Raw genomic sequence first — 11,938 nt, forward strand, 5'->3', positions numbered from 1 at the left:
AAAGTATTACACGAAGTATAGCTAGCCCTACCAACCCTCTCCTCCCGGGCCGAAGAGTTCGCCGAACTTCTTTTCCTGTTCCGGGCTACCGATCAAAACCAGGCTGCAACCTGCGCGCAAAATTGTTTCTGGCGATGGCGCCAGCGGCTCTTCCCCTTCAACTTCCAAAGCGACAATTGAACATCCGGTGCGCGGACGCAAACGGGACTCGTTCACACTCATGCCAACCACGCTTGTGGGAACAGGGCGGCGGAAAATTGTGACTCCTTCGGTTAAAAAAATCGACTCCTTCGATTCGAGAATATTCATCAGGATACTCGCGCCGACGGACGCATTGGAAACCACGAAATCGGCTCCGGCAGCATAGAGTTGAGCGACATTTTCTTCGGTATTCGCGCGAGCAACAATCCGCATATGCGGGTTGCTGTTTCGGCTGCTCAACGTCAGGAAAATATTGGTGCTGTCGTCGTTGGTTGTGACAATCAGCCCTTTGGCCTGGTCGATTCCGGCCTTTTTCAGAAGATGACGGTTTGTTGCATCACCAAGCACGGCAATATGGCTTTCGCAATGCGGGTTCTCTTCCTGATCAATTAACACGTATGGTACCGGTTTGCGATCTAGAAAACGTGCTGCGGCGCACCCGATACGGCCATGGCCAAGAATGAAAACCAGATCGTCCGTCTCCTGCTCTCCTATCAGCTCTTCCATGACCCTTAACTGATCATGAGTTCCAGCCAGGACAACCAGTGACGAGGGTGATAACAGGGTGTCCCGTTCCGGCACGGTAAAGGTGCCACGGTCCCAGATGCCGATAACCGTCATCCCGGTCTGCTGGCGGATGCGCGCCTGTTCCAATGTCATATCAACGAAGGGCGAACCATGAACCGGCACTTCGGCAATCTGCAAGGGACCGAAAGAGTCAATTACATGGGCAAGTGCCCCGCAGGTTGTTGAACGAATGCCGAGATAACGTCCGATTATCCTTTGCAGAGGCACCGCTTTATCAGCTCCAGAGAGACGAACCAGATCGATATGCTCAGGCTCATCAACCACGGCGGCAATCGGTGTTTTGCAAAGTGATCGGATCGTCAGGCAGAGATTGGTATTTTCCGTATCGCTGAGGTTGGCAAAAATGTAGCGTGCAGAATCGACCCGCACTTTCTGCAGCATCTTGACATCGGTCGGCGAACCGCAAACCACGCGGACATCCTCTTCTTCTTCGAGCCGTAAAGACTCTTCGTAGTCATCAGTAATAACGACAAAAGGAATTTTACGACTGGCCAGGTTGCGGAACAGAACTCGTGCTGTCGGGTTGACTCCGAAAACAAGAACATGCCCGCTGGTTTCTGGCGGCAGGGAAAAGCTGGGACGATAGCGCAAACGCTGCTCGATCCAAGGGGCTAGAAAGAGACTGATCAAACCGAATGGGAGAATAATCAGCAGGAAAACAACGCCGGAGATCGTCACCACTGTGGCAAAGACATAGCCGATATCTGTGTGAAAAGTGATATCGCCGAACCCGAGGGTGGTCATAACAGTGATCGCCCAGTAGACCCCGGCGACAAAGGAAAATTCCCGCCCCTCCAGATGAAGCATCAGGTAACGGAACAGCGTGGCGTAGCAGAGGATCAGCAACAACAGGAAGCCACAGTAATAAAGCAGCAGCTTCAGGTTCTGCCGGGCGCGACCACGTAGAAAATAAGCCAGTTCTGCAGATATCGTCTTCATTCCGCTTGTTCTGAAACCTCTATTTTGGGGAAGAACAAAAGCCGGACCCAATCCAGGCCCGGCTTGTCGGAAAAGTTAACATCGAAGAGCTAACCTTCAATACCAAGGTACTCATCCATAATCCTCACCAGTTTTGGCAATTCCGGCTTGGAAGCGTAGCCATCAGCTCCAACCGAATCACATTTGACCTCCATCGGCGGATTGATCAATGAGGAGAACAGCACGACCGGAATATGTTTGTAGCCGAGAGTTTCTTTGATTCTGCGGCAGAGGGTCAAACCATCCATCTTCGGCATTTCAATATCGCTGACCACCAGGCTCAGATGCTGCGAAATATCATGACCTTCCTCTTCAGCCTGGTGCTTTAATTCAAGAACACGGGCGTAGCAGGCCTCACCGTCAATAAATACTTCCAGCTGGCTGAAGCCACGCTCCCTCAGCACATTTGCAAGATTGCTGCGAATGACGTTGGAATCTTCCGCCATCAGGATTTTCTTTGACTGGCGTTGAATCAGGGCACGATCGGTCACATGGCTAAACTCCCCTTCCTTCTCCAGCGTGAGAACCGAATCAGGATCAAATTCACCAATGATATATTCAAGATCAAGAATCAGAATTTCCCGACCATCGATATTAACGCTGCCGGTAAAACGAGGGCGATACTGATCGATAAATTCTGCCAGAGGCTGGACATCGCTCCAGCGAATACGGTGAATCTGGTTCACACCATCGACTTTGAAGCCGTTGATGCGGTGATTGAACTCACAGACCATGACCACCGGCCGCTGGCTAGTCTCGGTCGGTTCGAGACAGCGCTGCTTGAGGTGAGTTTTCAAGTCGAGCAATGGAATCGTAGAGCCCCGCATCATCAAGACACCGAGCATTGCCGGATCGGTATCGGGTATAACCGTCAATGCCGACTCATCGAACGAAATGATCTCTTTGAGCTTCTGAACATTTATCCCCAACGGCTGCGCACCAACATAAAATTCGATGATTTCCATCTCGTTGGTTCCGCTTTCCAGCAATATTTCCTGCTTCGTCCCTTCTTCCATCCTCTTCTCCTTAGAAAATACTTAATTGAGACAATTGTAACTTAATCGCTTAAGTTCGCAAACATAATCGAAAAAGCTGGTACTCAGGTGTGTTTTAGGGTATGGTTCGCATCTTTTGCCTACACTTAAAAAACAACGCACTCTCAAACGGTTAGACATATGAACGAAACAACAAACATCTCTTTTGCCGATCTCGGCCTGGCCCCTGACGTCTTTAAGGTCATCAACGAAGTTGGCTACGAAACCCCCTCGCCGATTCAGGCTCAGAGTATCCCGCCATTACTGGCAGGCTGCGATCTGCTCGGCCAGGCGCAAACCGGCACGGGAAAAACAGCCGCTTTTGCACTGCCACTCCTGAGCCGGATTAAACCGAAGATGAAGGCACCGCAGATGCTGGTACTGACACCGACCCGCGAGCTTGCCCTGCAGGTAGCCGAGTCGATGCAGACCTACGCGCGGCACCTGAAAAACTTCCACGTGCTGCCGGTCTACGGAGGTCAAAACTACACTCAGCAGTTGCGTCAGCTGGCACGCGGCGTTCAGGTCGTGGTCGGCACTCCCGGCCGGGTACAGGACCACCTTAACCGCGGAACCTTAAAGCTGGATAAAGTTATTTCAGTGGTCATCGATGAAGCAGACGAAATGCTGAAGATGGGATTCATCGAAGAGGTCGAGCAAATTCTCGATTTTGCTCCGGAAGACCGCCAGACGGCTCTTTTCTCAGCGACCATGCCGAACGAAGTCCTTTCGGTTGCCCGGAAGCACCTGAAAGACCCGGTCGAAATCCGCATTAAAAGCAAAACCTCGACAGTCGAAAAAATCAGCCAGCATTTCTGGCAGGTCAAGGGGCTGCACAAGCTCGACGCCCTGACCCGAATTCTGGAAGCGGAAGAGATCGACGGCATGATCATCTTTGTCCGCACCAAGGTGGCCACCGTCGAACTGGCGGAAAAACTGGAAGCTCGTGGCTTTTCCAGCGCCGCACTCAACGGCGACATGACCCAGATGCTGCGCGAGAAGACTGTCGATCGCCTCAAAGACGGTTCCCTCGATATCGTCGTTGCCACCGATGTCGCTGCCCGTGGCCTGGATGTGCCGCGTATCAGCCACGTTGTCAATTATGATATTCCGCACGATATCGAAGCCTACATCCATCGCATCGGTCGTACTGGCCGCGCCGGACGCGAGGGCAAAGCGATTCTGTTTGTTGCTCCACGCGAACGCCGGATGCTCTCTGCCATCGAGCGTGCAACCAAGCAACCGATCAAAGCCATGGCGCTGCCGAGCCGCAAAGACATTACAGATCGGCGCATCGGCCTGTTCAAAGAGCAGATTGCGGAGGCCATGGAATCACAGGATCTGGAATTTTTCGAGGAATTGATCGATCAGTATCAAAGTGAATACGATGTCGGTCACCGAAAAATCGCCGCGACCCTCGCTTACCTGCTACAGAAAGAGCGTCCATTGCAACCGGATGAACGTTTTGCCGAAGAGATTCGTGAAGAAAGACCGGAGCGGCAACAGCGCGATCGCGGCCAGAAAACTGACGACAGCGACATGCAGACCTACCGGATCGAAGTCGGCCGCAAACATGGCGTCGAACCGGGCAATATTGTTGGCGCCATCAGCAACGAAGGCAAGATCAACAGCCGCAGTATCGGCCGGATTCGCCTGTTCGATCACTTCAGCCTGGTTGATCTGCCGAAAGACCTGTCATCCGAGATCCTGCACAAACTGAAAACTGTCTGGGTCTGCGACGAACAGCTGCAGATCAGCGTCGATAGCGGAAGTGCCGCAGGCAAAAACGAACGCACTGGCAAACGCCGCTCATTCGGCAAAGGAAAGTTCAGCTCAGGAAACAAGTTTCAGCCAAGCAGCGGGAAAAAGCCTTTCGGCAAGCGTAGCGGAAAGAAAAAGAAGTAGCTTAAAAAGCAAAAGCCGGTTCCAGAATGGAATCGGCTTTTGCAGTCATAAGCACCATGTTTGGCTCAAGACTGATAATTGGCCTGCCAGGATCTGATTTTATTGTCATCTTTGAGGATGTCATGCAGGTATTCGGTTTCAGCATCACTCAAGTGACGAATCTGATCCGGATCGATAATCCCTTCAAGATGCATATCGCGCGTAACTTGTTCAAGGCTGCGCCCAGAAACCTGGCTGTATGCGTGAATCATAATTGCTGCGTATCGTCGCATATAAAAATCCCTCCGTTATCGTTCGAGCATCATAACGGAGGGACCTGACTAAAATCTGACTGACAAAACCTTCAGTTTATACCGGGATAAAGGATTGCCCTTTTTCCAAGCGCAAGCTCAAAGCAGTCAGCAGCTTGATCGCGCTATCGAGGTCACCCAGCGACAGCACTTCAACCGGTGTGTGCATGTAACGCAATGGAATCGCAACCAGAGCCGTTGCGACACCACCGCGGGAGAGTTGCATGACGTTGGCGTCATTGCCGAGGCCACGTGGCGCGCCAACGACCTGTACCGGTATTTTTTCCTTTTCAGCCGTCTCCATCAGCAATTGAAACAGCACCGGGTTGATATTCGGGCCCCGGGCAATAACCGGTCCCTTGCCGACCTCGACATCACCGATCCCCATTTTTTCCACCCCGGGGTAATCGGTTGCGTGCGTTACTTCGACAACGATGCCAGCATCCGGGTTGACGCCGTAACTGCTGGTCGTCGCACCGCGTAGGCCGATCTCTTCCTGCACTGTAGAAACGCTATACAATTCAGCTGTTCCGCCGCCCTTCTGCTTAACCTTCTTCATCACTTCGGTGACGATAAAGGCTCCCATTTTGTCATCAAAGGCACGTGATGTGACCAGGTCACGCTGCAGTTTTTCCACGCCGACAGCAAAAGTGACCGGATCACCGATGGCAACCAGTTTCAGCACCTCTTCCTTACTGCCACAACCGATATCGATGTACTGTTCTTTCAACTTGATCACTGTGTCGCGATCTTTCGGCTCGATCAGGTGGATCGCTTTTTTTCCGATGACTCCAGAGACTTCACCGTCAGCAGTGTGAATTTTCACCCGCTGCCCCGGCGTCAGATGGGGGTCAACGCCACCGATCGCGCCGAAATAGATGAAACCGTTATCATCGACATACTGCACCATGAAACCGATCTCGTCACAGTGGCCGGCCAGCATCAATTTCGGGCCGCCCTTTCCGGCGAGATGAGAAATCAGATTGCCCATGACATCGGTCTGCATATCGTCAGCGACAGATTCCAGTTCAGCCCGGATGACCCGCTGTGCCGGTTGTTCGTAACCCGACGGGCTGGGAGTTTCGACCAGTTTCTTCAGAAAATTGAAATCCTGCTTATTCATTTTCGTCCTTTTGCTTTAGCAACGATGTCCACTGAGTTCTGCCGCGCCTGCGCGATCTGCTCTTCGGTCAAGCCAGCACCAAGGGCGATCTTGTGTGACAACTCCGGTGACACCAGATCACCAGGGGCGTGGGCATCGTTATCGATAACCAGCTTGGCGCCATACTTGATCGCCAACTTGATCACATGACCGTTGGTCAGCGAGTGCCCTTTGCGGGTCGTGAGCTCAAGGTAAACACCTTTTTCAGCCGCTAACTGCACATCCTCAGCTGAAATCAACCCGGGATGCGACAGTACATCAACGCCCGCCTCAATCGCTGCCCTGTTGGTGCCTTCAATCACCGGTTCGACGATGGTTTCACCATGAACAACAATGATTTCGGCCCCGTTGTCACGAGCCAATTTGGTTGCATCGGCAATCATGTGCGGTGCGACGTGGGTCAGCTCGACCCCGGCCAGCACCTGCATATTATTGGCAGCGCCGATTTCATCGACCACACCGACAAGTTTGGAGAGCAGGAATTCGATATTGCTGTGGTCAGCGTGATCGGTGATGGCCAGACCGGTGTACCCGGCGACAGCGGCGCGACGGACCAGTTCGGCGGGAACGAGTTCGCCGTCACTGAAAAATGTATGGGTGTGCAGATCGATCATGGTTGTCTCCCTGTTGCGTTTAAACCAGCTCTCCCAGGTTTGAATTACGGAATACCTTGGCAATCTTCACCGAAACGGTTTTGCCGATCAGGTCTTTATCCCCCTCGAAATTTACAATTCTGTTCCACGTGGTGCGACCGAAAATCTGGCCGTCCCCCTGTTTGCTTTCACCTTCTACCAAAACCGGCAAAACCTTCCCCTGGTCAGCCTGCCAGACCGCTTCGCTGTTTTGGTTCTGTAGCGCACACAAACGTTCGAAACGTTCCTGTTTCTGCACGCTCGACTGATCATCTTTTAATTTGGAGGCTGCAGTTCCGGTACGTGAAGAGAATAGAAAGGTAAAAGCATCCGCGTACTTGACCGTCTTCACCATTTCGAGTGTATCGAGAAAATCCGCCTCGGTTTCACCAGGAAAACCGACGATGATATCTGTACTCAGACGAATCTCGGGGCAGACCGCTTTTAGCCGCTCGACTTTCTGCAAATAATCTGCGGCGGTGTAACCACGGTTCATCAGTTTCAGAACTCGGTCGGAACCACTCTGCAGAGGCAGATGGATCTGTTTGCAGAGCTTATCGAGATTGCCGAAACAGTCGATCAGTTCGTCAGTCATATCTTTGGGGTGAGAGGTCATGAAACGTATCCGCTCCAAGCCTTCAACATCGTTCATTTTTTTCAGCAGCTGAGCAAAAGAGATTTCATCCTCTTTGAGCCCGTAGGAATTGACATTCTGCCCGAGCAGAGTGACCTCGCGGACTCCCTGCGCAACCAGCGCTTCGATTTCCGCGAGGATCTCAGAGCTCGGACGGCTGATCTCGCGCCCGCGCACATAAGGAACAATGCAGTAGGAACAGAAATTATCACAGCCCTGCATCACGGTAACGAAACGGGTCACGCTGTCGAGCTGACTGCGTTGCGGAAAATTGCCAAGACGCTCTTCACGTCCGAGAAACTCTGTCGCGCAACCGCGGCTGCGATGCTTTTCAGCCTGAGTGACAAGTTCCGGCAGGCGATGAACATTGTGGGTGCCGAATACCAGGTCAAGATAGGGAACGGTGTCCAGCATCCGCTCCCCTTCCTGCTGGGCGACGCAGCCACCGACGCCGATAATCAGTTCCGGGCGTTGATCTTTCAGCGGCTTGAAGCGACCAAGGTGACCATAGACCTTGCGTTCGGCCTTGTCACGGATCGAGCAGGTATTAAGCAGCAGTAAATCGGCTTTATCCGCCGCATCAACCTGTGAGTAGCCGATCTGCTCCAGCAAAGCGACAATACGTTCTGAATCGACCACGTTCATCTGGCAGCCGAAGGTTTCCAAATAAAAAGCTTTTTTCATAATCTCCATTTATCCGCCATGCAAAATTCCGCGCATCATAGCGGCTCGTTTTCAACCGAGTCAAACAGATTCGGGCTCGTCTCCAATCTGCTCTTTAAGTGCATCGCGCTGAAGATGCCCAAGCAGGTTTTGCGGCTGCTCCAGGCAGAACAGAATAACCGGCGGATGGTTTTTCATCTCCAGACGGATACTGACCAATTGGTCACTGTACTTTTTCTGTTTCCACGCGTCTATTTCATCGAGTGCGAAAGACGTCATTTCGGCGCTGAACTGCCCATCTCGAATAATCATCCTGCGGTCGGTCAAAGCGTAGAAAACTTTCTCCCAGCGGATTCGCGCCAAAAGGATCCTGATCGGGCCGAACCAGATAGAGAGAAAAACCAGGGGCAAAGGAATCAACTGCAACCACCAGGGGTAGCCTTCGTCCAGCATCAGCTGATAAGCCAGGATCCACCAGAAACTGGCAGCGAGAAACAGGATGGTCGCCGCCAACGCCAGTTTCCAGTTGCGCCAGATGTAGCAGCGTGGTGCGGGCCGTCCCTGCCAGAGAAGCGATTCCTCATCCTCCAAAGGCCAGTCCCAACCGAGGCCGCTCATTGCCCCAACCTCTTCAGCTTGGCCGTTGCCGCCTGTCCCAATTTGCCGTTGGCATCGGCGTCAGCCACGGCCTGGTAGAGCTCACGCGCTTGAGCGATATGACCTTGAGCTTCTTCCGCTTCACCCAGCAGGTAAGCAGATTGAACCGAAGGCATCAACTCCAGTGATTTCTTCAAATGCTTCGAAGCTTCGGCCGGGTCCTGGTTTTTCAGATAAACGTAACCAAGCCCCATGCGCGACTGGAAATACTCGGGATCGACATTGACAGCTTTAATCAAGTAGCGCCGCGCCGGAATCAAATCTTCACTCCGCAAGTAAGCCATTCCCAAGCCGTTCAACAGCAGACCGTGCTCCGGGGCTTTCTGCATCGCTTTATGATAGGTTTCGATGGCAACATCGAGCTGGCCTTTTGCTTCAAGCTCTTTTGCTTCATCGTACAGGGCATAGGCTTCTTTTGTTTGCAGCACCGGATCAATTGCTGTCAGGTATGCATTACGGTCCAGCCCATAACTGGCTCTACTGGTGGGATAACGCGCTTCAACATAATTTCGATTGGCCTGTAACCGCTCGATCGAAAACGGGTGGCTACGGAACAGCCCACTCAGCCAATCGGCATTCTGTCCTTGATCGATTTTACGATAAAATATTTCCTGCAGCTCAACGGCACCTTGCGGTGCATACCCTGCCTGAGCCATGTAATCGATGCCGAGTTGATCCGACTCGCTCTCCTGTTCGCGGCTGTAACGCTTATCGATCAGGTTGGCAGTGACACCACCAATCTGGGTTGCCAGCTCACTGTACTCGCCGGCAGCGACGCCAGCCAAACCGACAGCCGCATTCAGCAATGTTGCCCGCTGCATGCCCTGTACACTGTGCCGTGCAGTGACGTGCCCAACCTCATGCCCAAGCACCGCAGCCAACTGCGCTTCATTCTCCAGGTTGATCAGCAGACCACGAGAAATAGCGATAAAGCCTCCGGGCAGAGCAAAGGCATTGGGGGAAGAATCGTTGACAACTTTGAACTGGTAGCTCAATTCGGGGCGATGGCTGTAGCGGGCAACCCGTTGACCGACCCGATCGACGTAAGCATTGACACTGTCATCAGGATAAATCCCTCCCATCGACTGCATGGCCTGGCCAAACGATTTGCGCCCCAGTTCTACTTCCTGCGCTGGCGAAACCTGCATGATCGCCAGTTCATTCCGGCCGGTAACCGGATTCACCGCACAACCAGCCAGCAAAGACAAGACCGTCAACAGCCAGAAAAAACGCTTGAAACTATCCATAGTAAAACTCCACTCTCCTGAAATTTATCAACAAAATCAACACATGAAGACAGACAGGAAAAGATAAAAATCTTGCTACTATCTGATGCAAACACTATAAATGATGCATCCATTATCTGACAATCATTGCTATGAAATTATGGAGAGCAGAATGTTATCGGAAAAAGAGTCAGCTGTCCTGCTCGGTATTGCGCGTGACACGATCACCAATCTGGTCAAAGAGCAGAAGTTTCAACCCTCACCTCGTGAGGAGAAAGCGCTCAACCAGAAAGTCGGATGTTTTGTCACCATCAAGCAGAATGGCCAGCTACGCGGCTGTATCGGCACTTTCGTCAGCGAGCGGCCACTTTTCCTCGAAGTTTCTGAAATGGCTACCGCGTCTGCCAGCAAAGATCCCCGCTTTCATCCGATGGAACCGAGCGAACTGGACAATTTCAGCCTGGAAATCTCGGTCCTCTCACCGCTGGAAAAAATTGAGGAGATTGAGCAGATCGAGGTCGGCACACACGGAATCTACCTGGAAAAGAATTTCAGCCGTGGTGTGCTGCTGCCGCAGGTTGCTACCGAGTACGGCTGGGATCGCCTGACGTTCCTGCAGCAAACTTGCCTGAAAGCCGGATTATCGAAATCTGCCTGGCAGGATGCCGACACTGAGATTTACATTTTCAGCGCCCAAATCATCAAAGAGTAGACGTGAGCATGACCGAAATATCAATTGAACTTGTCCCACGCAGCGAAAAATCGCTGCGCGAGGAACTGCAACTTGTCAAAGACAAATTTCCCAGCGTGAACCGCATCAACATTCCCGATATCCTGCGGTTTAAAATGCGCAGCTGGGAAGGCTGCGCCATCGCAGGAGAAAGTTTCAGCAACACCATCCCTCACCTGCGCGCCATTGACTTCGACCCGAACCAGCCACTACAGATCGTTGAAGAACTCTGTGCTGATGCAATAGAAGCCGTACTGGTTGTCACCGGCGATCCGCCGCAGGACATGTCGCACAAATGCTACCGCACCAGTTGTCTGGAAATGATCCGCAGGCTCAAACGGGAGGTTCCGCAGTTGACGATTTATGCCGGCATGGACCCCTACCGCAACGGGATCAAGGAAGAAATCGACTACATAAAAGCCAAGCAGGATGCCGGGGCTGAAGCTTTTTTCACCCAACCTTTTTTCGATTTGCGACTGATGGAAATCTATCAGGGATTCATGCAGGACTGCACTGTGTACTGGGGCATTTCACCGGTGCTGACAGAAAACAGCCAGAACTACTGGGAGAACAAGAACAACGCTGTTTTTCCACCCGATTTTGAAGCCACACTAAACTGGAACCGTGAGTTTGCTCAAAAAGCCCTGTCGTTCGCTGAAGCACATCAGGACAATATTTACTTCATGCCGATCCGAACCGACATCGCCGCCTATCTGGACGGGATTCTTTAGGTTTTCATCAACTGTTTAATTAGGGCAACTGTCTGAATAAAAAGAGCTTTACCTCTACGAAAAACATATTTATATATACCTATAAATACAACTAAAGAGAGGTGAAGAAGATGTCGCGTATTTTCGTTCTTTTCAGCGTTTGCACCCTGGCCTTTTTGCTGCTGTTTCAATCTGTCGTTGTCGCCGAAGAGTTTGCCGGAAAACCTCTGCACGACAAGGATTGTCTGAAATGCCACGGTGTCGAGATGTACAGCAGAGACCCACTGTTCGTGAAATCATACCGTCAACTTGATGCCCAGGTGAACGCTTGCGTAAAGAGAAATAATATCCAGTGGACTGAAGAGCAGACCGAAGACGTCATCGATTATCTGTGCGATGCATTTTACGGCTTCGAATAAGAATCCGAGAAAACTTGCTGTCACGTCCTAAAATACGTTGACAGTTTTTTCCTAAGCCACCTCCCCCATGGAGGTGGCTTTCTTATGTACTTCTTCCGGTGTTTGCATA

12 protein-coding genes are annotated in these 11,938 nt (G+C 51.9%); 4 read left to right on the forward strand and 8 right to left on the reverse strand.

What is annotated here, in order from left to right:
• Positions 1 to 27: 27 nt before the first annotated feature.
• Both BUB13_RS13495 and BUB13_RS13500 read right to left on the reverse strand, forming a co-directional pair.
• Positions 28 to 1,728 (reverse strand): potassium channel family protein, encoded by a 1,701-nt coding sequence (locus BUB13_RS13495; RefSeq protein WP_072909291.1) that lies wholly within the window; start codon positions 1,726 to 1,728, stop codon positions 28 to 30.
• 89 nt (positions 1,729 to 1,817) lie between these two features.
• A complete protein-coding gene (locus BUB13_RS13500; protein WP_072909292.1) occupies positions 1,818 to 2,783 on the reverse strand; it encodes a chemotaxis protein CheV in 966 nt (321 codons plus the stop codon).
• Between the two features lie 159 nt (positions 2,784 to 2,942).
• Here BUB13_RS13500 and BUB13_RS13505 point away from each other — a divergent pair, with 159 nt between their 5' ends.
• The gene (locus BUB13_RS13505) at positions 2,943 to 4,706 is read left to right on the forward strand and encodes a DEAD/DEAH box helicase (protein WP_072909293.1); all 1,764 of its coding nucleotides are present in this window, start codon (positions 2,943 to 2,945) and stop codon (positions 4,704 to 4,706) included.
• Between the two features lie 65 nt (positions 4,707 to 4,771).
• On the opposite strand, the gene BUB13_RS13510 is transcribed toward BUB13_RS13505, so the two are convergent.
• From BUB13_RS13510 to BUB13_RS13535, 6 genes are all read right to left on the reverse strand, one after another.
• Positions 4,772 to 4,978: a hypothetical protein gene (locus BUB13_RS13510; protein WP_139249385.1), complete on the reverse strand. Its 207-nt coding sequence runs from the start codon at positions 4,976 to 4,978 to the stop codon at positions 4,772 to 4,774.
• Between the two features lie 76 nt (positions 4,979 to 5,054).
• Positions 5,055 to 6,119 carry a M42 family metallopeptidase gene (locus BUB13_RS13515; RefSeq protein ID WP_072909295.1) on the reverse strand — a complete coding sequence of 355 codons (1,065 nt, stop codon included), beginning with the start codon at positions 6,117 to 6,119 and terminating at the stop codon, positions 5,055 to 5,057.
• The gene (locus tag BUB13_RS13520; protein ID WP_072909296.1) at positions 6,116 to 6,772 is read right to left on the reverse strand and encodes a histidinol phosphate phosphatase domain-containing protein; all 657 of its coding nucleotides are present in this window, start codon (positions 6,770 to 6,772) and stop codon (positions 6,116 to 6,118) included. The genes BUB13_RS13515 and BUB13_RS13520 overlap by 4 nt, the downstream gene beginning before the upstream one ends.
• A 19-nt stretch (positions 6,773 to 6,791) precedes the next feature.
• Entirely contained in the window at positions 6,792 to 8,108 is a 1,317-nt protein-coding gene (miaB, locus tag BUB13_RS13525) for a tRNA (N6-isopentenyl adenosine(37)-C2)-methylthiotransferase MiaB (protein WP_139249386.1), read from the reverse strand.
• A 60-nt stretch (positions 8,109 to 8,168) separates the two neighbouring features.
• Positions 8,169 to 8,705, reverse strand: coding sequence for a hypothetical protein (locus BUB13_RS13530; protein ID WP_072909298.1), 537 nt, complete (start codon positions 8,703 to 8,705; stop codon positions 8,169 to 8,171).
• On the reverse strand, positions 8,702 to 9,991 hold the full coding sequence (locus BUB13_RS13535) for a M48 family metalloprotease (RefSeq protein WP_072909299.1): 1,290 nt from the start codon (positions 9,989 to 9,991) through the stop codon (positions 8,702 to 8,704). Before BUB13_RS13535 ends, BUB13_RS13530 begins: the two co-directional genes overlap by 4 nt.
• A gap of 151 nt (positions 9,992 to 10,142) precedes the next feature.
• Here BUB13_RS13535 and amrA point away from each other — a divergent pair, with 151 nt between their 5' ends.
• The 3 genes from amrA to BUB13_RS13550 all read left to right on the forward strand — a co-directional run bounded on the left by amrA (position 10,143) and on the right by BUB13_RS13550 (position 11,829).
• Positions 10,143 to 10,682 carry an AmmeMemoRadiSam system protein A gene (amrA, locus tag BUB13_RS13540; protein WP_244151879.1) on the forward strand — a complete coding sequence of 180 codons (540 nt, stop codon included), beginning with the start codon at positions 10,143 to 10,145 and terminating at the stop codon, positions 10,680 to 10,682.
• An 8-nt stretch (positions 10,683 to 10,690) separates the two neighbouring features.
• Positions 10,691 to 11,431: a methylenetetrahydrofolate reductase gene (locus tag BUB13_RS13545; protein ID WP_072909313.1), complete on the forward strand. Its 741-nt coding sequence runs from the start codon at positions 10,691 to 10,693 to the stop codon at positions 11,429 to 11,431.
• Between the two features lie 110 nt (positions 11,432 to 11,541).
• On the forward strand, positions 11,542 to 11,829 hold the full coding sequence (locus tag BUB13_RS13550; protein WP_072909300.1) for a hypothetical protein: 288 nt from the start codon (positions 11,542 to 11,544) through the stop codon (positions 11,827 to 11,829).
• The last annotated feature ends 109 nt before the right edge of the window (positions 11,830 to 11,938 follow it).

The sequence above is a fragment of the Malonomonas rubra DSM 5091 genome (assembly GCF_900142125.1).
In the GTDB taxonomy this organism is placed as follows: domain Bacteria; phylum Desulfobacterota; class Desulfuromonadia; order Desulfuromonadales; family Geopsychrobacteraceae; genus Malonomonas; species Malonomonas rubra.